Source organism: Parasediminibacterium sp. HNIBRBA5674 (assembly GCF_056745525.1).
In genome coordinates, this window is the sequence record NZ_JBQWIE010000004.1 from 31,534 (window position 1) to 56,497 (window position 24,964).

30 protein-coding genes are annotated in these 24,964 nt (G+C 34.6%); 8 read left to right on the plus strand and 22 right to left on the minus strand.

All coding sequences use genetic code 11. The features are described from left to right. Nucleotides 1–156 precede the first annotated feature (156 nt). From ACT9TX_RS03175 to ACT9TX_RS03185, 3 genes are all read right to left on the minus strand, one after another. Nucleotides 157–1,089 (minus strand): DUF4268 domain-containing protein, encoded by a 933-nt coding sequence (locus tag ACT9TX_RS03175; protein WP_481336756.1) that lies wholly within the window; start codon nt 1,087–1,089, stop codon nt 157–159. A 273-nt stretch (nt 1,090–1,362) separates the two neighbouring features. Continuing rightward, a complete protein-coding gene (locus ACT9TX_RS03180) occupies nt 1,363–1,923 on the minus strand; it encodes a HepT-like ribonuclease domain-containing protein (RefSeq protein WP_481336757.1) in 561 nt (186 codons plus the stop codon). Between the two features lie 323 nt (nt 1,924–2,246). Further along, a complete protein-coding gene (locus tag ACT9TX_RS03185; protein WP_481336758.1) occupies nt 2,247–2,978 on the minus strand; it encodes a hypothetical protein in 732 nt (243 codons plus the stop codon). 246 nt (nt 2,979–3,224) lie between these two features. Here ACT9TX_RS03185 and ACT9TX_RS03190 point away from each other — a divergent pair, with 246 nt between their 5' ends. Then, nucleotides 3,225–3,503 carry a hypothetical protein gene (locus tag ACT9TX_RS03190; RefSeq protein ID WP_481336759.1) on the plus strand — a complete coding sequence of 93 codons (279 nt, stop codon included), beginning with the start codon at nt 3,225–3,227 and terminating at the stop codon, nt 3,501–3,503. Here ACT9TX_RS03190 and ACT9TX_RS03195 read toward each other — a convergent pair. Further along, entirely contained in the window at nt 3,500–3,835 is a 336-nt protein-coding gene (locus ACT9TX_RS03195) for a hypothetical protein (RefSeq protein WP_481336760.1), read from the minus strand. The genes ACT9TX_RS03190 and ACT9TX_RS03195 overlap by 4 nt on opposite strands. Before the next feature lie 313 nt (nt 3,836–4,148). Between ACT9TX_RS03195 and ACT9TX_RS03200 the strand changes: the two genes are divergently transcribed. After that, nucleotides 4,149–5,051 carry an LAPAL motif-containing putative phage structural protein gene (locus ACT9TX_RS03200; RefSeq protein WP_481336761.1) on the plus strand — a complete coding sequence of 301 codons (903 nt, stop codon included), beginning with the start codon at nt 4,149–4,151 and terminating at the stop codon, nt 5,049–5,051. Nucleotides 5,052–5,492: 441 nt separating this feature from the next. On the opposite strand, the gene ACT9TX_RS03205 is transcribed toward ACT9TX_RS03200, so the two are convergent. The 4 genes from ACT9TX_RS03205 to ACT9TX_RS03220 form a co-directional block, all read right to left on the minus strand. Then, entirely contained in the window at nt 5,493–5,789 is a 297-nt protein-coding gene (locus ACT9TX_RS03205; RefSeq protein WP_481336762.1) for a hypothetical protein, read from the minus strand. Between the two features lie 348 nt (nt 5,790–6,137). Next, nucleotides 6,138–6,275 (minus strand): hypothetical protein, encoded by a 138-nt coding sequence (locus ACT9TX_RS03210; RefSeq protein ID WP_481336763.1) that lies wholly within the window; start codon nt 6,273–6,275, stop codon nt 6,138–6,140. Then, complete coding sequence (locus tag ACT9TX_RS03215; protein ID WP_481336764.1) at nt 6,268–6,768, minus strand: hypothetical protein; 501 nt, start codon at nt 6,766–6,768, stop codon at nt 6,268–6,270. Before ACT9TX_RS03215 ends, ACT9TX_RS03210 begins: the two co-directional genes overlap by 8 nt. 516 nt (nt 6,769–7,284) lie before the next feature. Beyond that, nucleotides 7,285–7,626, minus strand: a complete 342-nt coding sequence (locus tag ACT9TX_RS03220; protein WP_481336765.1) for a DUF6567 family protein — start codon at nt 7,624–7,626, stop codon at nt 7,285–7,287. A gap of 72 nt (nt 7,627–7,698) precedes the next feature. On the opposite strand from ACT9TX_RS03220, the gene ACT9TX_RS03225 reads away from it, so the two are divergent. Continuing rightward, nucleotides 7,699–7,875 carry a hypothetical protein gene (locus ACT9TX_RS03225; protein ID WP_481336766.1) on the plus strand — a complete coding sequence of 59 codons (177 nt, stop codon included), beginning with the start codon at nt 7,699–7,701 and terminating at the stop codon, nt 7,873–7,875. Between the two features lie 427 nt (nt 7,876–8,302). On the opposite strand, the gene ACT9TX_RS03230 is transcribed toward ACT9TX_RS03225, so the two are convergent. Beyond that, entirely contained in the window at nt 8,303–9,316 is a 1,014-nt protein-coding gene (locus ACT9TX_RS03230; RefSeq protein WP_481336767.1) for a serine/threonine-protein kinase, read from the minus strand. Beyond that, complete coding sequence (locus ACT9TX_RS03235; RefSeq protein WP_481336768.1) at nt 9,316–9,771, minus strand: hypothetical protein; 456 nt, start codon at nt 9,769–9,771, stop codon at nt 9,316–9,318. The genes ACT9TX_RS03230 and ACT9TX_RS03235 overlap by 1 nt, the downstream gene beginning before the upstream one ends. Nucleotides 9,772–9,953: 182 nt before the next feature. Here ACT9TX_RS03235 and ACT9TX_RS03240 point away from each other — a divergent pair, with 182 nt between their 5' ends. Beyond that, nucleotides 9,954–10,415, plus strand: coding sequence for a hypothetical protein (locus ACT9TX_RS03240; RefSeq protein WP_481336769.1), 462 nt, complete (start codon nt 9,954–9,956; stop codon nt 10,413–10,415). A 219-nt stretch (nt 10,416–10,634) separates the two neighbouring features. On the opposite strand, the gene ACT9TX_RS03245 is transcribed toward ACT9TX_RS03240, so the two are convergent. Further along, entirely contained in the window at nt 10,635–11,570 is a 936-nt protein-coding gene (locus ACT9TX_RS03245; protein ID WP_481336770.1) for a hypothetical protein, read from the minus strand. 160 nt (nt 11,571–11,730) lie between these two features. After that, nucleotides 11,731–12,285, minus strand: coding sequence for a hypothetical protein (locus ACT9TX_RS03250; RefSeq protein ID WP_481336771.1), 555 nt, complete (start codon nt 12,283–12,285; stop codon nt 11,731–11,733). 445 nt (nt 12,286–12,730) lie between these two features. Here ACT9TX_RS03250 and ACT9TX_RS03255 point away from each other — a divergent pair, with 445 nt between their 5' ends. Then, nucleotides 12,731–12,904, plus strand: a complete 174-nt coding sequence (locus ACT9TX_RS03255) for a hypothetical protein (RefSeq protein WP_481336772.1) — start codon at nt 12,731–12,733, stop codon at nt 12,902–12,904. Between the two features lie 10 nt (nt 12,905–12,914). Here ACT9TX_RS03255 and ACT9TX_RS03260 read toward each other — a convergent pair whose 3' ends face one another. Continuing rightward, complete coding sequence (locus tag ACT9TX_RS03260) at nt 12,915–13,097, minus strand: hypothetical protein (protein WP_481336773.1); 183 nt, start codon at nt 13,095–13,097, stop codon at nt 12,915–12,917. Nucleotides 13,098–13,442: 345 nt separating this feature from the next. After that, complete coding sequence (locus tag ACT9TX_RS03265; protein WP_481336774.1) at nt 13,443–13,838, minus strand: hypothetical protein; 396 nt, start codon at nt 13,836–13,838, stop codon at nt 13,443–13,445. Between the two features lie 18 nt (nt 13,839–13,856). Between ACT9TX_RS03265 and ACT9TX_RS03270 the strand changes: the two genes are divergently transcribed. Continuing rightward, nucleotides 13,857–13,991: a hypothetical protein gene (locus ACT9TX_RS03270; protein WP_481336775.1), complete on the plus strand. Its 135-nt coding sequence runs from the start codon at nt 13,857–13,859 to the stop codon at nt 13,989–13,991. Here the strand turns inward: ACT9TX_RS03270 and ACT9TX_RS03275 are convergent. The 6 genes from ACT9TX_RS03275 to ACT9TX_RS03300 form a co-directional block, all read right to left on the minus strand. Further along, complete coding sequence (locus ACT9TX_RS03275) at nt 13,977–14,156, minus strand: hypothetical protein (protein WP_481336776.1); 180 nt, start codon at nt 14,154–14,156, stop codon at nt 13,977–13,979. The two genes, ACT9TX_RS03270 and ACT9TX_RS03275, sit on opposite strands and share 15 nt — an antisense overlap. A gap of 291 nt (nt 14,157–14,447) precedes the next feature. Continuing rightward, nucleotides 14,448–15,251 (minus strand): EcoRI family type II restriction endonuclease, encoded by an 804-nt coding sequence (locus ACT9TX_RS03280; protein WP_481336777.1) that lies wholly within the window; start codon nt 15,249–15,251, stop codon nt 14,448–14,450. 23 nt (nt 15,252–15,274) lie between these two features. After that, nucleotides 15,275–16,258, minus strand: a complete 984-nt coding sequence (locus tag ACT9TX_RS03285) for an adenine-specific methyltransferase EcoRI family protein (RefSeq protein ID WP_481336778.1) — start codon at nt 16,256–16,258, stop codon at nt 15,275–15,277. Between the two features lie 218 nt (nt 16,259–16,476). Next, complete coding sequence (locus tag ACT9TX_RS03290; protein ID WP_481336779.1) at nt 16,477–17,634, minus strand: tyrosine-type recombinase/integrase; 1,158 nt, start codon at nt 17,632–17,634, stop codon at nt 16,477–16,479. A gap of 38 nt (nt 17,635–17,672) precedes the next feature. Beyond that, entirely contained in the window at nt 17,673–17,879 is a 207-nt protein-coding gene (locus ACT9TX_RS03295) for a hypothetical protein (RefSeq protein WP_481336780.1), read from the minus strand. Between the two features lie 412 nt (nt 17,880–18,291). After that, on the minus strand, nt 18,292–18,786 hold the full coding sequence (locus ACT9TX_RS03300) for a hypothetical protein (RefSeq protein ID WP_481336781.1): 495 nt from the start codon (nt 18,784–18,786) through the stop codon (nt 18,292–18,294). 395 nt (nt 18,787–19,181) lie between these two features. On the opposite strand from ACT9TX_RS03300, the gene ACT9TX_RS03305 reads away from it, so the two are divergent. Both ACT9TX_RS03305 and ACT9TX_RS03310 read left to right on the plus strand, forming a co-directional pair. Then, nucleotides 19,182–21,527: an NADP-dependent malic enzyme gene (locus ACT9TX_RS03305; protein ID WP_481336782.1), complete on the plus strand. Its 2,346-nt coding sequence runs from the start codon at nt 19,182–19,184 to the stop codon at nt 21,525–21,527. 341 nt (nt 21,528–21,868) lie between these two features. Further along, a complete protein-coding gene (locus ACT9TX_RS03310; RefSeq protein WP_481336783.1) occupies nt 21,869–22,606 on the plus strand; it encodes an MlaE family ABC transporter permease in 738 nt (245 codons plus the stop codon). Nucleotides 22,607–22,656: 50 nt separating this feature from the next. Here the strand turns inward: ACT9TX_RS03310 and ACT9TX_RS03315 are convergent, their stop codons facing one another. Continuing rightward, nucleotides 22,657–24,324 carry a glycosyltransferase family 39 protein gene (locus ACT9TX_RS03315; RefSeq protein WP_481336784.1) on the minus strand — a complete coding sequence of 556 codons (1,668 nt, stop codon included), beginning with the start codon at nt 24,322–24,324 and terminating at the stop codon, nt 22,657–22,659. Further along, nucleotides 24,321–24,944 carry a phosphatase PAP2 family protein gene (locus tag ACT9TX_RS03320; protein WP_481336785.1) on the minus strand — a complete coding sequence of 208 codons (624 nt, stop codon included), beginning with the start codon at nt 24,942–24,944 and terminating at the stop codon, nt 24,321–24,323. The genes ACT9TX_RS03315 and ACT9TX_RS03320 overlap by 4 nt, the downstream gene beginning before the upstream one ends. Between the last annotated feature and the right edge of the window lie 20 nt (nt 24,945–24,964).

Below are 24,964 nucleotides of genomic sequence, written 5' to 3' on the forward strand. Positions count from 1 at the left end.
AAGCCCAATAATTGCAATATTGCTGATGTTTTATTCATAAGCCAAATTTATAACGTCGAGCCCGAACTGAAGTACAATAAAGAACAAATGATGAGGCTATATTCGTCAAGCCCCAATAATGCCAAACCTAATGTTGGCTGTTCGGCTTTCTTCTTGTCATATAATTTGAGTCACAAGTTTAGAAAAAGTGTCTCTAAATTTTATTGTGTTTTCAACAAGCCAATCCAAAGCTTCTTCAACTTTTTTAGGGTCATTAAAGTCTGTTGAATGTAAAAGCAAAATCACTTTATCTCTGTTTTCAGGATTGGGATTCCATTGCAAACTTTGTCCAATCGCTGTTTCTATTTCTGTCTTTTTGCTTTCTAAAAACGGCAACATTTTATCAACAATTTTATTTCCAATGTAAACTCTCACGCCAACAGTATTTACGTCTGTGTTGCAAGTGTTTGAAATATGAATGTTGGTTTTGCCTAAACTAATGTCAAACCAATATTGTGGTCGTGGTGTTTGTAATGATGGAATTCTTTTTGTCTTGGCAAGTTTGTCTTTAAACTTATTCCAAAAATCAAATTGTAATTTTCTATTATCAGAAAGTTCGTCTGTTGCTTTTGACCTTGCAGCTTGTCGAACAGCTTGGTTTGGTTTGCTAATAATATTAAATCTTAATGCAGCATTGCTATTGTCAATTTGCCAAAGTTCAACTTGAACACCATAAATTGAAATTTCATCAGATGTGTGGTCGTTCAACCAATCAAGTGCTTTTTTATGTTCTTCTGTAAAGTCTGTTGCAATCCAAATAATAGTTGAAGCGTCAAGCACAGAAGCATAAGTAATTGCTTTCCCTAAATGGTCGTGGTTAGTTTTTTCAAGTTGGTTTTCTATAACAACATATTTTCCTGTTCCTGTGTCCTTTGCTAAAATATCAGCAGAATAAGGTCCAACTGCAACTTCTATATTTTCAACTTCGAGTTCAAGTCCAACTGCTTTACTTAATTCTTTTATATTGTTGCCAAGCCAAGGTGTAAAATCTCTGGCTTCGTTTGTCCATTTTTGTCTTGCTGGTACTGTTTTTAAAATTCCAAATTCCATTGTCTGTTTTTAGTTTTAGGGTTGTCGTCTAAGCTGACAGCCAACGAAAAAGGCTTGGCGTTGTTGGGGAATTAGAATTCCGTCTGCCCATAACTGAAGCCCAATGATTGCAATATTGCTGATGTTTTGTTCATAAGCCAACCCGATAGCTATCGGGTTTATAACGTCAAGCCCGAACTAGAGTACAATAAAGAACAAATGTTGAGGCAATATTCGTCAAGCCCCAATAATGCCAAACCATATGTTGGCAGTAGGCTTTTTGTCTGTCGAAAATTATGATAGCCTGGAAATTGTAACCTTTCCGTCACTTAGATTATTTTCCAAGTTTTTTAAAATTTTCAAAAGTCTAATTCCTATGTCGGAAAATGCTAACATATCTTTTTCAGTAACTTCAATTGAGTTGTGTCCGTGAACTACAGTATTTCTTGTTTTCCAAAATTGTTTTAGCAAGTTTGATGTCTCTTCGTCAATAATATTTTTCTGTCGTAAAGTATCAATTAGTTTTATTGTTGCAAGTGGTCTTTCTTCTCGTGTCTTAAAAACTATTTCATAAATTTCTCTCATAGTTTTTTCTATGTCGATTGAAAGTTTCAAAATTGTTGTCGGCAGGTCATTTTGTAACTCAAAATTGTAGTCGTAACGATGTGTCAAACCTGCGATGCCTGCATTTTTTAATTTTTCGTCCTTTAGTTTATCTTCAACTTTTTCAGTAGTCTTGTTAAGTTCATTAAGTTCCCACTCTACACTTCCAAATTTTAATTTTTTTGTCTTGCTTAAAATTTTGTCAACGTCAGGAATTAAAATTGCCAATACTGCAATTCCTAAAAGTATCATAGAGATTGTGTCAAACTTTATGTCTGGAAAAATAACTCTCACCACAATTAGTGATAAGCAAACTATGATTATGATATAACGTATTTGTTTGTAGTTCATAGTGGTGTCTGTCTAAGCTTACTGCCAACGAAAAAGGCTTGGCGTTGTTGGGGAATTAGTATTCCGTCAGCCCATAACTGAAGCCAATGATTGCAATATTGCTGATGTTTTATTCATAAGCCAAATTTATAACGTCAAGCCCGAACTGAAGCACAATAAAGAACAAATGTTGAGGCAATATTCGTCAAGCCCCAATAATGCCAAACCTAATGTTGGCTGCTGTTTTATTTCTTTTTGTCCAAGTTGCTTTTTACTTTTTCAATGTTTTCTTTTGTTGAAGGAATTGTTATTTCACATAATGGGTCGTAAGGCAAAGATGATTTTGTGTCCTTTAAATCCCAATATTTTTTCCAATAATCCCACCATTTTTGATGAAGCTCTGGTATTTTGTTTAATTCAATTTGTCCTGAATGTGAAACTATTTTCATTGTGTCTGCAACTATAACAATTCCAATTTCTCCTGCCCAAAATCCTAATCTACAAGTACCACTTGTGTTGTCATTATATTTCTCGCCCATTATTGTTTCTGAACTGTCAGCACCTGTTAATATTTTACTCACCTGCTCTTTGTCAAATGAAAAATGTTCGTAGTCAACTGAAAATGGTTCTAATTTATCTTTCTCAAATAGTTCAAGCCAATTCTTAGGAAGCTTGCTTTCTTTTTTATAGAGTATCGTTACAGATTTTGGATTTACAAATCTTAACGCAAGTTTGTTACTCGGTTTTTCTTTATTTTCTGGATTCTCAATAAAAAGCATTGCTCTGTCAAATTCAAGTTGAACAGATTTTGTACTATCAGTTGTCCACCAAGTCCATAAACCAACGTCAGAAATTGCATAAGCCAATGTTTGAATTGGTGTCTTTTCCTTTTTCTCAACTTGCTTGTCTTGTGAATTATTTGAACAGCCGAATAAAAGTCCTAAAAATCCCATTGAAATTATTTGTAAAATTTTCATTTAGTGTCAATACTGTTAGATTGTCAATTTTGGTGTGTCAGAAAAATTGCAGCCAACGAAAAGGCTTTGTGCAGGGCTGACATTAATAATTATCAGCATGTAACAAAAGTTAAATAAACAAAATTGTAAAACAAAGAACGTCAAGCTGAGACAAATGCTAAAAAAGGTTACAAAAGCTGATTGTACAACTGTCAACCAGCCTTGCACAAAACCTAATGTTGTACGTTCGCTTTAAATCATAAATTTATGGAACAAGTAAGGCTTTTGGATTATGTTAAATTAAATTTAGACCCTGATGTCAACTCTAATATAAAATGTCCTAAAATAGAACGTTATGGTGTTACGGATTTAGAGTTTAAAATAGCAACAAAAAGAGATGGAAAAGTTGTGATGACTACTTATAAATGCTCTTATGAAACTATTATTAATATCTTAAAGGAATCTAAAATCGAAGGTTTTTATAGAGCTAATGATAAAGTTGTCATAGAAGAGTGTCACCCATTAATGTACGATTATAATATTTAATGTCTAGGAAAACATAGTGGGTCTTTTTTTAGAACAGTGTTGTTAAGATGATATTTAAGCTTTGTTGTTTCTTCGTCAATGAAGTAGTAAAATTCTACTTCTGGATTGTCTTTAAGAAATTTAAGTAAACGTTCATGTTCATTAGTTGTAATAAAATGATTCACATAGGTGTAACAGTCAATTGTTTTACCTTGTTTAAAACCCACAATTAATCTTGTTAAAATAAAGTTCTCTGTAGCAATTAAATCTGATGTAGGTTCAGAACCAACTTCATATAAATAAGTTGATACATTTAGTTTAACAGCCGTTTCTTGAACTAGAAAATTTCTCATAATTTGTTATTTAATAAAATAAGTCAAAAGGTACAAAACATAAAAGTGACGTACAACGAAAAAGGCTTGGCGTTGTTGGGGAATTTTATAACGTCAAGCTGGGAACTGCTGCTGATTTTTAGATGATGATGAAATTAATTACAAATGCTTGGCTTTATTCGTCAAGCCCAAACAAAAGATGAAAAAAGATATGCTGCACAAGTGCGTTGGGTCAAGCCCCATTTTTGCCAAACCTAATGTTGCCTGCTGCCCTTTTTTTGTCAGTTAAAATAAGACCCATATTTTTATGAACTTAATTTATAAAACATTTCTTATGGCTGCTAAAAAAACCAATGCCTATGAGTTTAAGTATGAAGGCGATTTCAAAAGTCTTGATGCTTTGACTGTCTTACATTCTCAAATAAATTTTGTCACAGCACTTAAAGAAATTAAAGATTATAGATTTCCAGAAATCCAACTTGATATAAAAATTAAAGGTGTCGAAAAAGGTTCACTTGATATAAACCATATTATTGAAGTAGCTGCTGTGTCTGGAATGTTTGTAATGGAACATTATCAATACATAGAAACTGTCTTTAAAATATTTAGTGATATTGTCAAACTAAAGAAGTTTTTAAAAGGTGAAAAAGCTGTCGAAACAAAAAGTGTCGGCAACGATAAAATTGAAATTCACTTAAATGGTGACAATATTCAAATACACCCTGATGCTTTTAAAATTTATCAAAATAGTCCTGTCATTTCAAACGCTTTCAATAATACAAGTAAGTTACTGAGTGGAAACAATGACATTGATTATATTGAAGTAACTGATAAACGAAAAAACAAAAAACTTTTAAAAATTGATAAGGCAGAGTTTGAAATGTTAGGTCAAGAAAACCCTTATCTATTTAGAAAAGTTGATGAGCAAACAAAAACTGGTCAAGTTTTATTTATTAAGAAACCAAACCTTTTTCCTGAAAAAAAGAAAAAATGGGTTTGGGAATTAATACACACAGGTCGAGATATAAAAGCTGTCATTTCTGATGATGCCTTTCTAAGGAAAATAAATGAAGGTTTAAAACTTGGTCAAGGTGATAGACTAAAAGCTGACTTAAAAATACACTACAAATTTGACGAAAGATTTAATACTTATTTAGAGTCTGGCAAATACGAAGTGTCAAACATTGTTGATATAATTGGCAGAACAAATGATACTAAACTTGACTTTCTAAATTAGTGCGTTTTGTCTTAGGGTTGCAGGCAACGCTTAGGGCTTTGTGCAGGTGGGGAACTTGAAAAACGTCTGCCGAAGCTGCTGTTGGGCTTTGATTAAAAGATAAAATTAATTTCTCTGTTTGGCTTTGTTCGTCAAGCCCACGACTAAAGCTAAATAGAATTACCAATGCTCATTGTTATTGTGTCAGCCCCACTTGCACAAAACCCCATGTTAGTCGTTCGCTTTTCTGTCCACCGACAAAAAACGAATGGGTGCAAAAAATAAGAAATATGTCAAATAAAATTAATTCAATAATCCCAAAGTCTGTTTTTGAGAAAAATGAAAAAATGGTCGACTTGCTAACACTTTTAGAGAAAAATGTCACAGACTTAAAGGAAATAGGTATCATAGTCAATTGCGATTTGAATTTTAATGACTTCAATGAGTGCATATCAAATGAAATCAAATCTTATAATTTGATGTAAATTTGGCAATATATGTTTTTCCGATGTCGAACAAGTCGTTTTTAAGTTTAACCGAATCGATACTTGTGTCATATTCGGCTTCCTTTAAAAATGAGTTACCTTTTTCAATTAAAATGTCATTTAGTGATTGCATCTTTCTTGAAAGGTCTTTAGTATACGATAAAATACTAGCTAAAGTTCCCGATTCTAAAGATTCGTCTGCGATTGGCTTGTGATTGTCTAAAGCGGTTTCTGCAAATGATTTATAATTTTCAATGTATTGATTGTATGTCATAATAATAATTTTTATTGTCTAAAAAAACGGATTTTGTCTAAAGTGACGGCTAACGAGTAGGGCTTGCTTGCAGGGCTGGAATTTATAACGTCCAGCTTGGTACAGCAGCCAAATTAAAAAACTAAAGATGAAAATACATACAAAAGCCGATAGCGTTCGGTCTGCTGGAACCAAAGCTGATAGCGATTTGATGCCCATTGCTCATTTGTCAAGCCAGCCTTGCAGCAAACCCAATGTTGTATGCCGTATTATCTGTGTCATTATAGGGCATAACAAAATGAATAAGAAATGTGTCAGGTGTGGTCAACAGTTTGGTGTTCCAAAAATGGAAAACCCTCCTGCACCTCCTTAACTACCTTTTTTTGTTGGTGGCGGTGGCGGATTTTCCATTTTTGGAACATTGCCTCTAATAACTATTTCTCCACCAGGCAAAGGCTTATTAATTTCTGGTTTTGAAGTCGAACTTGGTTTTTTGTCGTTACTCATTGTAGTAAGTGTTTAAGTAATTATTGGTACTAATGTTTGCGATTGATTTTAATTTTTTGAAATCTCGAACATTTAATTTGTTGTCAAGCTCTTCAATTTCTTTTGCTGATTTACGAAGATTAAAAAATTCAGTAGTGGCTTCTTCGTTTGTCAACTTTAGAGTTATAAGAGAGTTGTAAAGCTCCTCAATTTTATTTGTTCTGTCATAATATAGAAGTCGCAACTTGCTAAGTTTGTCAAGGTCGTCTTCTGAGTGAATGATAAAGTTTTCAATGCTTGTTACAAGTTGAACAATACCAATAATAGAACAAGAAATTATAGTCGGAATTTTAGCAGATTGAAAAGCACTGAATATGCCACTTGCTGAAAAAAGGATTGTCAATATTTTAAACCATTTGCGAATTGTACGTTGTCTGCCCAAATACAAACAAAGATATTCGTCACCATACTTTGTGTGAACTAAGTCGTACCAAATTTTTGTTTGAATTGTCATTTTCTATAGGGTTGTCAAATATGGCATACAACGAAAAAGGCTTTGTGCAGGGCTGACATTAATAATTATCAGCCCAAAACAAAAGCTCAATAAACAAAATTGTAAAACAAAGAACGTCAAGCTGAGACAAATGCTAAAAAAAGGTTACAAAAGCTAATTGTACAACTGTCAGCTAGCCTTGCACAAAACCTCATGTTGTACGTTCGCTTTAAATCGCTTTTTGATTTGATAAGACTAAAAACAACCTATGTTGGAATAGGTTGCCTGTAAGCTGGTTAAGATGCACCTAAGTTAACAGTTACACTGTTTTTGAATCTTAAACTCATACTTAATTTTTTTGAATTTCCCTGAAAGTTTAAACTGTCCACAAAAATTCTTTAAAATTTCTCTGAGTACACCAAACGTCATTAAACTGTGTAAGATAGAAAATGTGACCATAACTCTTAATGCTAACTACTTTAAACATTCTACGTCATTGCAGTCGTTTTTCTAGTCTAGCTTTTTAGTCTTATCAAATTATTTTTTAAATTCAACAATATCTGCTCCAATAGTACAAGTAACTTTATTAAAAATTAATACATTTTTAATTTTATAGTTTATTGTAATATTAGTCAATGCTTGATTGTCTTTTAAAGGTGTTTCTTTCAATAAATTTTGTTTAGCTTCTTGAGCTAATGCTTTTTTATTATTTCCGCCAATACCAAGAACATAAGTACAAGTTACTTTTCCAATTAAGTCTTTTTTGATATAAGAAAAATTAGCTTGATTTAACGATGCAGAATTTTCTAAAAATCCGCTATGTACAGCAGTACAAGAGGAAAAAAGGACAACAACAAATGGTAACAAAATCTTTTTCATTTTATGAAAGTTTTGGATGCCTACTATATTATAAATACGGTGTTCAGCTTGCTCCGTTTAAAATTTAAAAATATGTCAAAGTATAAAAATGAAATAAGTCAAGAAGACAAGGATAAAATAGAAAAAGCTATTTTAACATTACTTGTTGGTATTCCTTTAAGAGATGTAAAAGTTATTTTGGAAGATTGTACTCGTGCAGTGGGTTCGTGTTCAGTTTTACAAGATGATTATATAAGTCAATGGGACTAATGTCGATAAAAATAGGTTCTGTTGAATCTACTAAATAAACTTTAGTCACATCTCTATTTCCATGATTTTGACTCTTAAATCTTTCAGCATAAACAACATTGCTTAGATTTAATAGAATTTGCCTAGAATTTGTCAATGAAGTAACAATGAAATGATTGGTCATAATTGGTTTTATTTTAAAAATTAATAAGTCAAGGTACAAAACATAAAAGTGACGTACAACGGACAGGGCTTTGTGCAGGTTGGGAAATAGTATTCCGTCTGCCCGGAACCGCTGCTGATTGAAATTATGAAGTTGAAGTTAAGAACAAAAGTTCAGCGATGTACGTCCTGCCCGAACAAAAGCTGAACAGAATTACAAATGCTCATTGTTATTCCGTCAGCCCAACTTGCACAAAACCCAATGTTGGCTGTTCGTTGTTTTGTCCTACTGTAATGTTGTGTCTTGGATTACTTTATAAAATTCGTCTTCTACTTTGTCGTCTGGTAAATTAGCAAAACAATGTTCAGTCCTACGAATGCCATTTTTCTTAAAGTCAATAAACCAGCCAGTTCGTTTTTTAAATTTTGTAATACTAAAAGTGTCGCCATTGTTATGCCCTGTCCAATTATCATTGTCTATGTACACCCAGTCTATTTGAAAATTTAATCTTTCAATTGCTTGTCTATATTCTGTGCAGTTTTGATAACGAGATGCTTTGTTCTTATGAATTGCTTTATTTAAAATTGCAATAACTTTTTTAGGAATGTGTGCTAAAAATTGTCTTGGTGGAAATTGGTCTTTTTTAACAGCTTTCAGCCACTCGTCTTTAGTCTTAAAAGTAAATGGCAGTTTATTAGTATTGTTTAATAGTCTGTAGAATGTTATGCCTGTTGCATAAATATCACTCAACTTGTCCATTGGATTTCCCTCTATGACTTCTAAAGGTTGGTGGGGTCTGTAACCCAAAATATCACTTGGGTCTTTATGATAGTTGATTGCAAATCCAAAATCGGAAAGTTTAGCTTCTCCATTGTCGCCAAACATAATATTTCCAGGCTTTACATCACGATGCAAAACATTGTGATTATGTGCCTGCTCAAGTCCTAATAAACTTTGCTGAATAATTTTACAAGATTCTTTTACTGAAATAAACCTTTTCTCAATATGCTTTTGAATTGAGCCTTTAGAAAGATATTCCATTACTATAATCATAACAGGCTCACCTTCATAAATTGTTGCCCTAACATCTCTGACATCGACAATATGCTTGTGTCTGCACAAGTCCAATGTCTGTCCTTCTTTTAAGGCATTTACAACGCTTTCAGGGTCAGGAATTTTGATAACTTTTACTGCAATTTCTTTTTGCATAAAAGGGTCGTAACATAGAAATACGTGTCCAAATGCACCATTACCTAAATGGTCAATAATTTGAAATTTATCTAAAGTTGTACCTGTCATTATAATAGATTAAACCAAGCAACTAAAACAGCTTCTTTTGTGGCTTTGTCCCAATAAGGTGGATGAGTTCCTATAATTGGGTCAATGTAGGCGAACACATCTGTCTTTTTAGGCTGTCCAAATTTTGTAGCATTTATTGCTTGTGATGAGTATGTCGTTATTGGGATATTTTTCTTTTTAGCAAGTAAGTTTAAAATTGCTTGTGGATAACAAGATGTTTTAATTTGGTCAAGCGTTGTCAAATTAAGTGAAATCTTGTGTGATAATTGATTTGGGTGATGCTTGTCTATGATTAATGAGAGTTGTGTTTCAAACCATTCCATCAAGTCAGCAGTATCCATATTGTTTGGATAAATGATTTTATTCTTCTCAATTATTGTTGGTGGGTTTGTCAATCCATTAAGTACACAAAATCTAAAGTCGTTTTTGGTAAAGTTGAAACCTATAATTTTCATTTTTGTGATTTTCTAATTTGTAAGTTATTAGGGTCTGTCTACAATGACAGCCAACGGGCAGGGCTTTACGTCAGTGCCGCCCTAACGATACTCAAATTATAAAACAACTTCCAAGCGGCATTGCGTAAAACCCAATGTTGGCTGTCAGGGCGGTTAGTTTAGGAAATTTTAAAACAATTATTATGATACAAGAAAACGAATTGAGAAGGGGTAATTACATTTTTTATTTGAATGAGCTTTATGTTGTAACTGGAATGAAAGAAGAAAGTGCAGTAAGAAGATTGAGGGTTTACTTTCAAACACTTAATGGTGAATTAAAAAATTCAAAACTTTTAAATTGGATAACGCCAATTCCTTTAACGCCTGAAATTTTAGAAAACTGTGGTTTTAAATATGGAAAGGTTGATGGCATATCTTCTTTTGGTAATGAAGAAAGAGAAGGTGATACACACTATTGGGATTTGTCAATAAAAAGAACCGATTTAATAGACAGCCACGAAATTTCTATTGTTAAATGGGGCGATGATGAATATTTCACATTCCAACTTGGTAGAGGTACTTACAGGCAACAAATTAAGTATGTACATCAGTTACAAAACCTTATTTATCCATTGGCAGGTGTCGAAATGGAAGTAGTCTTGTAGCCTTGCAGCCAACGGGCAGGGCTTTGCGATGTTGGGGGATTTGAAAAACGTCAAGCCCGGAACCGCTGCTGATTGAAAAACAAATGTACAAGATAACAACCAAAAGCCCACCGATGTTTGTCCTGCCCGAACAACTGCTGCCATGTTGCTAAAGATGAAGATTACAACGTCCCGCCCCAATATTGCAAAACCCAATGTTGCCTGCTGGCATATCTCGATTTATTGTCCATTAATAATTGCTTGATGCTCTTCATTGGATATTTCAATCTCTCTAATTCTTAAAAGTCCGTTTGTGATAGCTGGCTCAAATTCCTTTTTCAGTCTTTCAAGAGTAGATGGATTAATGTCTTCCTCTGGTCTGTTTATTAACACTAAAAAAAGATAGGCATTTACTCTTTTGATGTTTCGGTAATAATTTATTTTACTTAACATTAAATAAATTCGTTCTCGTAACATAATCATCGACCTGTTTTGAATTCTCATTTCGATGAAAATTTCAGTATCTATTGTTTTAATGTAACCGTCAAAAATTGGACTGAATTCACTTACTGGGTCAATTTGTTGAAATTGATTTGTAAATTTTGCGTCTCTAACCATCGGTAATTGGCTTAATCCTTCTGTCGCTAAAAATTTAGTTAAACCAACTTCTTCATATTTTGCTGTTAGAATATATCTTTTAGTTGGCGTTTCAGATGGTGCTGTAGTCGTCGTTGTTGTAGTAGAAGCAGTTGTTGTTTCCTGTTCAGTTTCCTCTTTCTTTTGTTGTTTTTCTGGTTCGTCTGCTGGTCTTACCGATAACATTTTTGCAAGTTCGTCAGTTAGCACAAAAGTTGAATTTACTTGCTTTTGGCTAATGCTTGTCGAAATTGTAATAATTTGATTACGTAAGTCTGAATTTTCCTTTTTAAGCTCTTGGTTCTTATTTTCTTTTTCTTGAACAGTTCTCGACATTGAAATCAATTTTGTAATTGAAAAGTTGTCAAAAGCCTCACTTAATACTAAAACAGTTAAGAATGCAACAAGTATAATTAGTCCTGTTGAAATTTGAACGGATGGAAAGCTCCAAAAAAAATTAAACCAAATCAAGCCTCCAATAAAAACGCAAAGAAGGATAATTAAAATTCTAACAAACCAATTGGGTTTTTTTATGTCCATAGTGCAATTTTTTTAATAATTGTTATTAAAGTTTAGGGTGTCCAAAATGCTTGCAGGCAACGGAAAAGTATTGCCGAAGGTTTGGTATTTGAAAATATGTTGATTGGATTTATTCATCAGCCAAACTTTTGGCAATACATATGTTGTGTGCAGTTTTTGTCTACAGTGAACCAGAAATAGGCATTAAAACTCTAGAGCCTAGTTTATCCCAACCTGATTCAATTTTTTGCTTCTTGTCTTCCAATTCTTTCCGTTTAGTTGGGTCTGCCTCTTCTTTCAATTTTCCTACAAGTAACTTATAGTCAAAAAGTGTCGCTTTTGAAAGTTCAGGATGATAGTCTTTCCAGTAGTCAATTAAATCTACCATTTTTAAAACTTCTGATAATTTGTCTACTTGAGAAGTTGAATTAGTATTGTAGTAGATATTTTCAAGTGTCCCTATTAAAGACCTTACAGTGTACTCTGCTTTACTTCTAAGTAAAGATGTCTCTGTTGCATTTTTAAAAGATGTTGTCAATTCGTTAACACCAAGCCCTATAAAAATTGCACTAAGAATTGTCAACGTCATTTTTATACCGTCAGAGCAGATGAAAATAGTAGACAAAGAAAGTATTGTACCTATTGCTAGTAAAACGGCAGGATATGGCTCTACAAATGACTTTAAAAAGTTGCCCCACCTTTGTCTTAAACTGTCAGTACCTGTCACATTTTTCATATGATTAGTTTGTATTTGTTGATTTATGGTCAATACTCTTGGTCTGTCAATTCTCGTCCTCTTAAACAGCTTTTTGAACCAATTGCACACAACGAAAAAGGCTTGGCGTTGTTGGGGAATTAGCATTCCGTCAGCCCATAACTGAAGCTAAATTATTATTCAAAAGTTTAAAATTTATTCAAATGTTAAATAGTAAAAGTCAAGATGGAACAGAAGTTGAAAGTAGCAAAACTGCTGAATTACATCCGTCAGCCAACATAACGCCAAACCATATGTTGCACGTTCGGCTTAATAAGTCAACTAAAAATAAACAAAAAATGGTGGGGATAAGACATAGTACCTCTCGAAGCTGATAACTCGTCATAAAGGTCTAACTACAAGTTGTCTACCAGCTACTTGTAAATTCTGTCCCCATATTTTATAAAACAATTAAAAATAAATAACAATGTCAAAAGAAAAATTAGAAAAGTACTATTACGGTTTGTCACAGGAAGTGGCATCACGTAACGAGTCAATTAAAAAATGTTTAGAAGGTCTTTCAGTTACAGAAGTGTCTACACTTTTACGTGGTGTCGCAAAGGAAATAGCTGATGAAACTAAAGTTCAGTCAACTGTGTAGTTTAAGCACATCATATACCTTTTATGTCTTCACGTAACTGAGTTATAATTTCATTTTCCATAGATTCTAGTTTCTTTAAAATTTTGTCAACCTTTTCCTCTAAAGAATCCATTTGAATTTCTCTAATTTCAGATGAATCATCCTTTATTGAGGTTATTAAAGATTTTAATTCGTCAAACTGAGCTTGTGTCATAATTGATGGTTTATAAACGATTAAATAAAAATGTTGTAAAAGTCAGCCTCTGGTGCAAAACACTAAGCTGACGTGCAACGAAAAAGGCTTTGTGCAGGGCTGACATTAATAATTATCAGCCCAAAACAAAAGCTCAATAAACAAAATTGTAAAACAAAGAACGTCAAGCTGAGACAAATGCTAAAAAAGGTTACAAAAGCTGATTGTACAACTGTCAGCCAGCCTTGCACAAAACCTCATGTTGTACGTTCGCTTTAAATCATAAATTTATGGAAGCTGATGTATATGTAGAAAATGGTAGTAACGAAAAAGAAAAAGTAATTTTTTTATGGTATTCTGTTCCTTCTAATGAGGGTTATTTAGAAATGTGTCAAGGTCAAACTTTATACTTTTCAGGCGTTGATCAAATAGAACATACCTCGTAGGCAATTTGACTTTGTCTAAAATACCTGTAGAAATATAAGAAATGTCATCATAAAGATATTTTTCAATCTTATGAGTTTCTTCTGTCTTGTTGGTAGTTATTTTCAAACCTAAGTCAAATTTAATAAACTTTATTTTTATATAATATCTTTCATTTTCTGTATTGACTGATATATCAAATTCATTGTCATGTAAAATACTTAGGAATTGTTTAGCTACAGAAGGGTTGTCATAAAGTAAAACAAGAACTTGCGTGTCCTCAAAAGACATAATTGCAAAATCAGTCCAAACAAATTTTAATAAAAAATCTTTAGTCATTTAAATAAATTTAAAAATATGTCAACCGAAGAAATTGAAGTACAAGTTCAAGAATTAGTAAAAGGACTTACCGTAAAAGATGCTTGTGAACTTTTATTTAGTGTCATTTTTAGAATAAAAGAAACTGCTATTGTCAAATCATTTGTTGATTAAGTCTGTCAATAGATTAGTTATTTTGTCTAATTTCTCATTTTGCTCTTCTAGTTTATTCCAGATAGCATCAGTATCGTCTTTGATACTTTTAATATTTAAAGAGTCAAAACGAGTTTTAAGATTTTCTAAATAAGATTCAATAGATAAAAATTGCTCTTGTGTCATAATTGTTTATAGTTAAAAGTGAATAAATATGTCAAGGTACAAAACATAAAAGTGACGTACAACGAAAAAGGCTTGGCGTTGTTGGGGAATTAGAATTCCGTCTGCCCATAACCAAAGCCCAATGATTGCAATATTGCTGATGTTTTATTCATAAGCCAAATTTATAACGTCAAGCCCGAACTGAAGTGCAATAAAGAACAAATGCTGAGGCAATATTCGTCAAGCCCCAATAATGCCAAACCATATGTTAGGTGCTGGCGTTCTGTCTGTCATAGGTTATTCTTATCATCTTTATTCAGTCAAGCCTAAAATTCTTAGTGATGTTATTGAAACATCCATCATTATAGGTAACATTTCATCAACCGTCCATTCGGTTGATTTTGTATATATGGATACTGCTTGAAGCATAACAGATTTTCCGTCAACTGTGATGAATATATTTTCGCAACTATTTTGGTTGATAGGCAAACTGTAATTTGCTGAGGTCAATCTGTCTATTCTGTTTAGAGAACCTGCATCGTGTTTCAAAATTACTTCAGTTCCGTCTGGTCTTAATACCGCTGTTGGTTCTGTCAGAAAATTTGAACCTTGTAAAAACAGGATATACGGAAAGTGCTTTTCGTCAATCATTATGTTTCTCATTTCATTGATGTTCTTGTGAGAACGCTCAATTGCATTTCCTGCTACCATTAAATCCTGATTGCTGTTTTTGCCCACCAAAATTCCTTTGGCGATGTTTTCAATATCTTTTCCTTGATGTTTTGCTTCACATACTAATACGATTCGCCACTTGTCGTCTTTGTCTTTAACTTCAATAATTCCGCCATCGGGTTTTATTGATGCGTTTTCAACAAAAACAGTAACGCCTAATCTTGGGTCAACCGAATTGAGTTTTTCATTGATTTCCTTTTTTTTGATGTTGTCTCTAAAACGAAACTCAAGATGAGGAAAGTCTATTTTCAAAGTTTCAAAAACAGCTTTTGAAAAACTATTTACTGACTTATCGTGTATTTGAGCATTCTCTCCAAATATTTCCTTCGGTCCTTGTCCTCTTACTTTTTCTATTCGTAGTCGTTCTGTTTGCTTTTTTGCCATTGATTTGTTTTGTATTGAAATATTTAGAGTTTTTTATTTTTGATTAAAATTCTAAAATATGGACACTTGCCATTTATAGATAAATCTTTCTCGTCATTTCCTTTTCTAAATTTAATTAGTTCAAATTGTTCTGGATTGTATTTATGTAAAAATGTAATTGGAACTCCCATAACTCCATCATAATCCATTGGAATATCTTGGGTTTTATCTACATTAATTGCATCATAGTTGTCGAACTTAGGATATTCAATTTCATTACCATAGTATTTTTTAGTGAGCATAATATCTTCGTGTCGTCTAAATGTGTCCAAATTTGTTAACCATAAGCAATTATTTGTTGCAACTATTCGATTTCCATCTTCGTCAATTCGAGCTTCTGTTCCAAATAATTCATAATCTTTTGGAACTATAAACCCTGAAATACCTCTGCCCATATTAATACCTAACCAAGCCTTATTATCTTTAATTAGTTTAAAAATTTCCTTGTATGTTATTGCATTGATATTTCCAATTATTAAAAACTTTTTATCGTATTTTACCAATTGGGCGACATATTCTCTAAATAAAGAAAATGGTGGATTTGTTACTACAATATCAGATTGTTTCAAAAGTTCAATGGATTCTCTGCTCCGAAAATCACCATCACCAATGAGAGGTTTTATACCAATTTCTTCTGCGTCAGGAATTTTATTACCATTTATGTCACCATTGTATTCGAGGAATACTGCTTTTTCGGATTCCTCTTGAAAGAACAAGTCTGTTTCTTGATTTTTATAACAAGTCGTTATTAGTTTTTTTAGTCCTAAATATTCAAAATTGTATGCAAAGTATTTAAAAAAATTACTATTTCTTGGGTCGTCACAATTACAAAAAACCACCTTGTTTTTAAAGTTTTCTTTGTAATGTTTCAACTCACTTTCAATGTCCGATAGTTGGGTATAAAACTCATCTTTTTTGGAAGACTTAGCAATGTGCAATGTTCTATTTAATGTCCTTTCTGCTATCATTTTCAATTGTATTCGTTAAGCTCGCAATTTACGAATTTAATTTTTGTTATTTGTCGAAATGTCTGTCTGTTTAGGGGTCGCTCTACGCTTGCACCTAACTCAAAAATAGGCGTCCTTTTTTTGCCACCCAAATTATTTATTATTTTCTAAACCCATTGCAAATACTGCAACAATACAAAATGCGTCCATTTAAATAAAAGACGGAAATACAATTTACGTCATTCCGAAAGTTGCCTCATAATCTTGTCCAACGGACTCTCTATTTTACCCAGTTCTTTTTTGCTTACATGGGTATAGCGTAAAGTGGTTTTAATATCATTATGCCCCAAAAGTTCTTGTATGTATTTTATATCGGTGCCGTTTTCTAATAAATGGGTGGCATAGCTATGCCTTAAACTATGAAAACTAATGCTTGCTGGCAGTTGCAAGCTTTTGTAAGCTTGTTGAAATATTTTCTGCGCCGTTCTTGTGGCTAGGTGTTCGTGTTGGTGTTGCCCCTCAAACAAATATTTGGTGGGCTTGTATTCAATAAAATAATCTCTTAAAATTTGCAAAGTCGCTTTTGCCAGCGTTACCGTTCTATCTTTTTTGCCTTTAGCATTTTCTACCCGTATTTGCATTCTATCACTATCTATATCTGTTACCCTTAGGCTTACCACTTCGCTTACCCTTAGCCCAGCACTATAAGCTGTAAATAGCAAAGCCCTGTGTTTTAAATTTTCTATACGCAATAATCCTTTCAATATTTTTTCTTCGCTTATTACTTTGGGCAGTATTAGGCGCTTCTTTGGCCGTGGTACTTCCCAAAAAAAACGCTCTTTGTGTAGCACTTGTTCATAGTAAAATTTCAGGGCGTTCATTCGGCTGTGCAAGGTGTTTTCGCTTAGCTGTAGTGTGTTGTAGCAGTATTGCAAATAGTCTTTAATGCGCTGTATGCTTAGTGTATCGGCAGAAGTACTTTTTAGGGTATATAGCAGTTGTGCCATTTCGTTGGTATATGTTTTTATGGTGCTAGCGCTGTAGGCTTTTAATTGTAGGTGCTGCTGCATATTGGGCAGTACATGGGCATTTTTAGTATGTATTTTTAATAGCACTACGCTAGTAGTAGCTGGCATTTGCTGTACAGCCACTATACTATTTTTGGCTGGTGGTGGGGTAAGTAAGCTTGCATCTATAGTTGCTAGGGTTTTTACCGCTAGTTGTAGTGCATGGTAGGCTTCGTTGGTACTAGATATATACCAGCATTTGTGTGTTTGTGTCCATTTTGCACTGGGCAATTGTTTAATAATGCTATTTAACTGGGTATTTTTTGCAAAATAAATGCCTATCACCATTTGTTTATTATGCCATAGTGGTTGTAATACAATGTGTAGCATACGCACTTTTTTAAAATTGAAGGTATTATTTTTTAGTACTATTGCTTCCCCATCAGCCCTATCGCCCTTTCTAGTGCGGCTATTTCTATTTTTAGTTTTTCGTTTTCGGCTTTTAGGCTGGCTAGTTCGGCGCTTTGGTCTGTAGGGGCTTGTGGTGGTAGTTCGGGTGGTAAGCTGTTGGCTATGTCTCGCAAAAAATTGTATTCTAGTTGCTCGCACACTGCCATTAGCGTATCTACCCGCATGGTAGCTTGTTTTAAATATTGCGTTACTGTGGTAATATTTACATTGGCTCGCCTTGCCCATGCTGCTTACGACAAACGATTATCATCTATGTATTGCCTAAGCATCTTTCCTATATGTGGTGGTGGGGTCATAATTGTATGTTTTGTATTGTAAAATAATGTAAAACCGCATTTTTACATGGTTATATACCCATTATATTAGGTATAATAAATACAATAAACCAGTATAACTAACCTAAACAATAGGTGTATCATACTGGTTTAATAGGTGTAAACAACCCGTTTAATAGATATTTAACATTAATTAAAACAGTGTATTTAACATGTTTAATATTCATATTGCACTATTTAAATAGGTTATATACACCTATTTATTAGGTATATATAACCTGTAAAATAGGTTTTAATACCCTTATTTTGCATCCTGCGGCCTACCTGCCCCGTTGCCTTTGTAGCGGGCTTTTAGGTAATCGTATTTAGCCTGTGCACCGGGTACACCTGCATCGGCTAGGCTGCCAAACATTTCGTACACTTTATTAGCCACTCCGTAGCTTTCGGCAGCCGCAAGGCGTTGGCTACGTCTTAGCTTGTCTACAGCGCCTAGCAGCCTTGTAATTTCTACCTCTGCTTGGTCGTAAAAGGTATAATCCTTTTCCATTTCAGGCACTTGTGCTGCTACATTGGGTGGCAGCATAGCTAGCCCCTCTGCATCGCAAGTAGTAATAGTGTCATTTACAAATACATAGTTGTCTACATCAATACTTGGTATACCTTTTAGCTCCTCATCGGTTACGGTTACCATTTTGGGGTTAATTACTGCTACGTAAGCCGTGTGGTGGGTGTTTAAACTGTCTAGCTCGGTAGTAGTAAAGCTAGTGCTGATGCGGTTTTGCAAAACATTTGCCATACAATAAATAATTTTTTGGTTAATAAATGAATACTAAAATATAACAGCATTTTTAAATAGCCAAATAAATAGACCATTTTTTAACCATAATTTAATTAAAATGGTACTAAAGGCCAAAAAAGAAAGAAAGTACTATCAAAAAGAGATATGACATTTTTAGGAGCACTGTAAATAACTATTACAAGAATGATAAAAGGCAAAAATTTGTAGCAATCTGATGTCTAATATTGTACTTTGCATCCCTTAAAAACTATCAACTGTTAGTTTTTAGCCGTAACATTGCTAATGGTAGCAATGCTGTAAAAGCTGCATAAAGAACCAACCGTACAAGTGTGCGACGCAACAAAAGCATCATAGCACTACTACAGTTAGTTTCAATAAAAAAATTGATACAAATGACAAAACAGAACAACAGTAAGAAGGAACAAGCATTAGAATATCACGCACAAGGTAGGCCGGGTAAAATAGAGGTAATACCTACCAAAGAAGCCAAAACCCAACGTGACCTGAGCCTTGCTTACAGCCCTGGTGTGGCTTGGCCTTGCTTGGCAATTAAAGAAAACCCCGATGATGTCTATAAATACACGGCCAAAGGCAATTTGGTAGCCGTGATAAGCAATGGTACAGCGGTGCTTGGCCTTGGCGATATAGGGCCAGAAGCAGGCAAACCTGTGATGGAAGGAAAGGGTGTATTGTTTAAAATATTTGCCGATATAGATGTATTTGACATTGAGATAAACGAGAAAGACCCTGAGAAATTTGTACAAATAGTAAAGGCGCTTGAACCTACGTTTGGCGGCATCAACCTAGAAGATATTAAAAGCCCTGAGTGCTTTTACATAGAGCGTGAACTAAAGGAACGGATGAAAATTCCGGTAATGCATGATGACCAACATGGTACAGCCATTATTAGTGGTGCGGCATTGCTAAACGCATTGGATATTCAGAAAAAGAAAATAGGCAATGCCAAATTTGTAATTAACGGTGCTGGCGCAGCCGCTATGGCTTGTGTGCAAATGTATGTGGCGCTTGGTGCTAAGTACGAGAACTTTATAATGCTAGATAAGGATGGCGCTTTGCACAAAGGACGTACTGACCTTGATGAAATTAAACAACAATTTGCCACCGAAAAAAGCGATTGGACGCTTACCACAGCTATTAAAAATGCCGATGTATTTGTGGGGCTAAGCGTAGGCAATGTGGTAACTGGTGAGATGATTAAAACCATGGCCAAGAACCCAATTGTATTTGCCATGGCCAACCCTGACCCAGAAATTACCTACGAAGAAGCCATTGCTGCACGTAAAGATTTGATAATGGCGACAGGAAGAAGCGATTATCCTAATCAGGTGAATAATGTACTGGGCTTTCCATACATATTTAGAGGCGCATTAGATGTACGTGCCACCAAGATTAACGAAGCCATGAAATTAGCTGCCGTAAAAGCGTTAGCAGAACTTGCAAGAACACCTGTGCCAGATATTGTAAACATGGCTTACAACCAAAAAAATATGAGCTATGGGCCACTGTATATAATACCAAAACCGGTAGACCCTCGCCTACTAAGCACCGTAGCACCAGCCGTAGCAAAAGCAGCCATAGCAAGTGGTGTAGCCCAAAAGCCTATAACCAATTGGGATGAATATGTGGTAGAACTAAATAAACGCTTGGGCTTAGATAATCAGCTATTGCGTGTAATTGCAAGCAAGGCAAAACGTGATCCTAAACGTGTGGTATTTGCAGAAGCAGATAATGTGAAAATATTAAAAGCTGCCAGCATTTTGTATGAAGATGGTGTGGCCTACCCTATTTTATTGGGTGATGTAAATAAGATAAAACAGATAGCCGAAGAGAACGATATTGACATTCATGAAATGCCAATTATTGACCCAAGAGTAGATGCACAAGAAGAAAAAAGAACAGTTTATGGGGAGTTGTTTTTTGAAAAGCGCCAACGCAGAGGGTTTAATGCGTATGAGAGTTTTAAAATGATGCAAGAACGTAACTACTACGGCTGTATGATGGTAGAAACAGGCGATGCAGATGCGATGATTAGTGGCCTAACAAGAAACTATGCAGAAGCGATAAGACCAGCCTTGCACATAATAGGTACAGAAGAAGGCGTGAAAAAGATAGCCGGTATGTATTTATTAATTACCAAGAAAGGGCCTATTTTCTTGGCTGATACTACGGTAAACTTTAACCCAACCGCAGAAGAACTAGCAGACATAGCACAAATGGTGGCGAAAGAAGTACGCAGCTTTAATATTACACCACGTATAGCCATGTTGAGTTACAGTAATTTTGGTAGTAGCGACGGTGCAGAAGCCAAATTAGTAGCTAAAGCAACGGCCATTTTAAAACAACGCAATCCATCGTTAATTGTAGATGGTGAAATGCAAGGTAGCTTGGCTTTTAACAACGATGTATTGAAAGAAAACTATCCTTTTAGCGAGCTAGTAGACCAAGATGTGAATGTGTTGATTTTCCCGAACTTGACTTCAGGCAACTTGGCTTATCACCTATTAAAAGAGCTAGGTGGTGCAGAAGCTATTGGCCCAATTTTATTAGGTATGAAAAAGCCAGTACACGTATTGCAACTAGGTAGTAGCGTACGTAATATTGTAAATATGGCATTGGTGGCTGTGGTAGATGCACAATCTAAAACCAAGCTAGATACAGAAGTAGAAGTAGCCAAAACTAGCTGGTGGAAAAGCTTGAAGAAGAAGCATAAGATGTAAGGGATTTGAGATTTATGATTTATGATTTGAGATGTTGAAACACAGGGCAAGGAAGCAAGGAAGAGGAATTAGTTGCTAGTTACTGGTTGCTGGTAATTTGAAACACAGAGCAAAAAAGCAAAGAAGGAATTAGTTGCCAGTTACTAGTTACTGATTTAAAGAAATAAAATACGAAAGAAACAAGATTCAGGCATGCCGCTTGAATCTTGTTTTTATTTCTAGGCACATCCAATACGGTTCTTGCAACATGTAACCTGCAACCAGTAACTTGAAACTTGTAACCTGCAACTTGTAACTGTTCTCTTTAAAACTCGTTTCTTTGTAACAATTAAATCTAGTGCATGAAATTTTTTAGTCATTTAGGTGCTTATTTTTTAATGTTGAAAGGCATGTTTACCAAGCCTGAAAATTTAAAAATGTACTGGAAAGAATTTATGCACCAATGCGTAGAAATTGGTGTAGGTGCTTTACCAATTGTTATTATCATCTCATTGTTTTTAGGTGCGGTTACTACTGTACAAACAGCTTATCAATTAGTAACCCCATTGGTACCACCACAAACCATTGCTCAAATTGTGAGAGATAGTATGATTTTAGAACTATCACCTACTGTATTGAGCATTGTACTAGCAGGTGTTGTGGGTAGTAAAATAGCAAGCGAATTAGGTAATATGCGCATAAGCGAACAGATAGATGCACTTGAAATAATGGGCATTAATACCAAAAGTTATTTGGTGCTACCCAAAATATTAGGCGGCTTGGTTGTAATTCCTGCATTGATAGTTATTTCAGCGGTATTGGGTATTTGGGGCGGTAGAATGGCAGGTAACTTTACAGGTATTTTAGCACCAGATATTTTCGACATCGGTTTACGCCAAAACTTAAATCTCTTCAACATACAATTTGCCATGTACAAGGCCTATACGTTTGCCTTTATTGTCAGCAGCATACCAGCTTATTATGGCTACCACGTAAAAGGCGGTTCATTAGAAATTGGCCGCTCTAGTACAAGTGCTGTGGTTGTAAGCTGTATCTTGATTTTATTTGCAGATTATGTGCTAGCAGCGTTGTTGTTGTAATTGCACGATTCTTGCAGTCGACTGTTGACTGTCGACCGTCGACCGAAAAACTACTTACCATTTAGTTTCATAATCACATACCTGTCTATTACCGTTTCTCTTGTAGTAGGGTCTAGAAACTCTTTGGTTAGTTGTGTTACACCATAGCTTCTACCATTATACAATATTTTATTTGCAGGAAATTTAGCTGCAACTACTGCAACACTATCTTTTGGTGTTAATATAATATCGCTGCTATCAAGTTGTGCTATGCTTGTCTTTTGCTTAAAAATATGATTACCATAAAAGTGCAGCGTATAATCGTTACCAGCACCATAAATGCTTACTTTATCTTTTGGTAATTGTTGTTTAGCAATCACATCGGCTACAGTATTACCTATTTGAAACTTTAGAAGTGTTGGGTAAAATGCTGAATTGAGAAAAATATTGACACCAATAATTGTGAAAAAAGCCACTTCAAGCAATTTAGGAAAGCCCGTTTTCTTTAAGGTTAAAATGTACAACATGGCTAGCAAACCAATAGCTGCCAAACAGCCCACATACTTTGGTATAGATGCAAACGGAATCACTAATAAAGCCACCAAAGCAGCCCAAATAGCTGTAAAAATAACCACGTGCAATACTGTTAAAGCTTTACGCCATATAACCAATTGCTCAGTATAAGTGAGTTTGTATAAAAACTTCGCCGTAATAATGGCTGCCAAAGGAAATACAATAAAAATATAGTGCGGCAACTGCGCCTGACTACGAGCCAGTATACAATAAGTAATTACAAAACCACCTGTGCTTATCCATTCTTCATTTTGCGTGAGTTTAAAACGAGATTGTATTAGCGTTATAAAATCAAACACTAAGCCTATTAAAAAGAATAAAATCCAAGGTAAAAAACTCCACAACATATTCTCAAACAAGAAGGTGAAATAACCATTTTCACGGTAATAATTTTCACCAGTAAAGCGGCCGAAACTCTGCGTCCAATAATAAAATTTCAAGCCAGATTTGATAGGTATATTGTTTATTAATTTACCAGGATGTAAATCATACTGCTGATACAAGCCCCAACTCATAGGTACTAAAGCCACAGCAATAATGATTAAGCCGAGTAAATATTCTAACCTAAATAATTGCTTCCATTCTCTTCTCAACATAAAATGTGGTACAAATGCAAAGGCAGGCACCATCAAGGCAATTGGGCCTTTCGTCATCATGCCGCCGGCAATAGCCAAAAATGCTAAGAAGAAGTTTAACCAACTTTCAGTGCTATACCACTCTGCTAATTGCCACAGGCTAAAAATTACCCAACCCATTAACATGGTATCGGTTCTTACATCGTGGTTGATTAAAAACAAAGCCTGACAAGTAGCTAATACCAATGCACTTAAAATGGCAATTTCTTTTTTGTAAAACAATAAAGCCAAACGATAGGTACTATAAATAGCCAACACTGCAAACAAAAATGATGGCAAACGATAAGCCCAATCATGAATACCAAATAGCTTCATACTTAGGGCAGACAGCCAGAACAACATTGGTGGTTTGTCGAGGTAATCTTTACCCAAATCAAACACTTGTAAAAAGCTATGTCGCTCTAGCATTTCACGGCTTATGGATGCGTATTGCGCCGCATCAATATTCATTAGCGGCACGCAAAACATACCAAGCAAATACGCAATAGCACACAGCGTTAATATGATAATAGACGAACGTTTTGCAATCATAAACTAGGTATTTGAGAACGCAGTTGCAAGTCACCCACGTTTCTATTAAACAATAAAGCAACAAGATAACCAATACCACAACCAAGCAAACCACCACAAATAATATCTAGAGGGTAATGCACACCTACATACACTTGGCCATAAGCAATGGTAGCAGCCCACACAAAAAAAAGTTGGTGCCACTTGCCTATAAATGGCTTAAGTGTTTGTGAGAAAAACATAGCAATAGCAAAATGATTGGTAGCATGAGACGATGTGAAACTATAACCACCCGAACAACCATCTAGCAATAAGCGTACTTGAAACTGTAATATTTCATCTCTACAAGGTCTTGGTCTTGCGAAGAAACCTTTTATCAATGTGCTGCTTGTTTGGTCTGACACTAAAATGGTTAATACTGCAAACCACAACCAATGCCAAGTTCTTTTACCAAAATTGATAGCCATAAAGGCGAGCATAAACACATAGAAAGGTACCCAAGTAATACTATCTCTATACCAAGGATATACAAAGTCTAAAAAAGGATTGGTGAGTCTGGTATTGATTTTCAGAAAAAAATAGGTATCCCATTTTTTAATCCAATCTACAATGTTGAGAAAAATAGCATTGATTGATAACATCTTGTAAAAGTAAAGTTTGC

Excerpts from the sequence above, each read along its gene's own strand:
- ACT9TX_RS03250 (WP_481336771.1), bottom strand. The coding sequence starts at position 12,285 with ATGAAAAATGTGACAGGTACTGACAGTTTAAGACAAAGGTGGGGCAAC.
- ACT9TX_RS03265 (WP_481336774.1), bottom strand. The coding sequence starts at position 13,838 with ATGACTAAAGATTTTTTATTAAAATTTGTTTGGACTGATTTTGCAATT.
- ACT9TX_RS03290 (WP_481336779.1), bottom strand. The coding sequence starts at position 17,634 with ATGCTACACATTGTATTACAACCACTATGGCATAATAAACAAATGGTG.
- ACT9TX_RS03230 (WP_481336767.1), bottom strand. The coding sequence starts at position 9,316 with ATGACAGGTACAACTTTAGATAAATTTCAAATTATTGACCATTTAGGT.
- ACT9TX_RS03185 (WP_481336758.1), bottom strand. The coding sequence starts at position 2,978 with ATGAAAATTTTACAAATAATTTCAATGGGATTTTTAGGACTTTTATTC.
- ACT9TX_RS03260 (WP_481336773.1), bottom strand. The coding sequence starts at position 13,097 with ATGACACAAGCTCAGTTTGACGAATTAAAATCTTTAATAACCTCAATA.
- ACT9TX_RS03275 (WP_481336776.1), bottom strand. The coding sequence starts at position 14,156 with ATGACACAAGAGCAATTTTTATCTATTGAATCTTATTTAGAAAATCTT.
- ACT9TX_RS03320 (WP_481336785.1), bottom strand. The coding sequence starts at position 24,944 with ATGTTATCAATCAATGCTATTTTTCTCAACATTGTAGATTGGATTAAA.
- ACT9TX_RS03305 (WP_481336782.1), top strand. The coding sequence starts at position 19,182 with ATGACAAAACAGAACAACAGTAAGAAGGAACAAGCATTAGAATATCAC.
- ACT9TX_RS03270 (WP_481336775.1), top strand. The coding sequence starts at position 13,857 with ATGTCAACCGAAGAAATTGAAGTACAAGTTCAAGAATTAGTAAAAGGA.
- ACT9TX_RS03190 (WP_481336759.1), top strand. The coding sequence starts at position 3,225 with ATGGAACAAGTAAGGCTTTTGGATTATGTTAAATTAAATTTAGACCCT.
- ACT9TX_RS03180 (WP_481336757.1), bottom strand. The coding sequence starts at position 1,923 with ATGATACTTTTAGGAATTGCAGTATTGGCAATTTTAATTCCTGACGTT.
- ACT9TX_RS03280 (WP_481336777.1), bottom strand. The coding sequence starts at position 15,251 with ATGGCAAAAAAGCAAACAGAACGACTACGAATAGAAAAAGTAAGAGGA.
- ACT9TX_RS03255 (WP_481336772.1), top strand. The coding sequence starts at position 12,731 with ATGTCAAAAGAAAAATTAGAAAAGTACTATTACGGTTTGTCACAGGAA.
- ACT9TX_RS03245 (WP_481336770.1), bottom strand. The coding sequence starts at position 11,570 with ATGGACATAAAAAAACCCAATTGGTTTGTTAGAATTTTAATTATCCTT.
- ACT9TX_RS03235 (WP_481336768.1), bottom strand. The coding sequence starts at position 9,771 with ATGAAAATTATAGGTTTCAACTTTACCAAAAACGACTTTAGATTTTGT.
- ACT9TX_RS03285 (WP_481336778.1), bottom strand. The coding sequence starts at position 16,258 with ATGATAGCAGAAAGGACATTAAATAGAACATTGCACATTGCTAAGTCT.
- ACT9TX_RS03220 (WP_481336765.1), bottom strand. The coding sequence starts at position 7,626 with ATGAAAAAGATTTTGTTACCATTTGTTGTTGTCCTTTTTTCCTCTTGT.
- ACT9TX_RS03300 (WP_481336781.1), bottom strand. The coding sequence starts at position 18,786 with ATGGCAAATGTTTTGCAAAACCGCATCAGCACTAGCTTTACTACTACC.
- ACT9TX_RS03205 (WP_481336762.1), bottom strand. The coding sequence starts at position 5,789 with ATGACATACAATCAATACATTGAAAATTATAAATCATTTGCAGAAACC.
- ACT9TX_RS03315 (WP_481336784.1), bottom strand. The coding sequence starts at position 24,324 with ATGATTGCAAAACGTTCGTCTATTATCATATTAACGCTGTGTGCTATT.
- ACT9TX_RS03200 (WP_481336761.1), top strand. The coding sequence starts at position 4,149 with ATGGCTGCTAAAAAAACCAATGCCTATGAGTTTAAGTATGAAGGCGAT.
- ACT9TX_RS03215 (WP_481336764.1), bottom strand. The coding sequence starts at position 6,768 with ATGACAATTCAAACAAAAATTTGGTACGACTTAGTTCACACAAAGTAT.
- ACT9TX_RS03175 (WP_481336756.1), bottom strand. The coding sequence starts at position 1,089 with ATGGAATTTGGAATTTTAAAAACAGTACCAGCAAGACAAAAATGGACA.
- ACT9TX_RS03310 (WP_481336783.1), top strand. The coding sequence starts at position 21,869 with ATGAAATTTTTTAGTCATTTAGGTGCTTATTTTTTAATGTTGAAAGGC.
- ACT9TX_RS03240 (WP_481336769.1), top strand. The coding sequence starts at position 9,954 with ATGATACAAGAAAACGAATTGAGAAGGGGTAATTACATTTTTTATTTG.
- ACT9TX_RS03295 (WP_481336780.1), bottom strand. The coding sequence starts at position 17,879 with ATGCGGGTAGATACGCTAATGGCAGTGTGCGAGCAACTAGAATACAAT.
- ACT9TX_RS03210 (WP_481336763.1), bottom strand. The coding sequence starts at position 6,275 with ATGAGTAACGACAAAAAACCAAGTTCGACTTCAAAACCAGAAATTAAT.
- ACT9TX_RS03225 (WP_481336766.1), top strand. The coding sequence starts at position 7,699 with ATGTCAAAGTATAAAAATGAAATAAGTCAAGAAGACAAGGATAAAATA.
- ACT9TX_RS03195 (WP_481336760.1), bottom strand. The coding sequence starts at position 3,835 with ATGAGAAATTTTCTAGTTCAAGAAACGGCTGTTAAACTAAATGTATCA.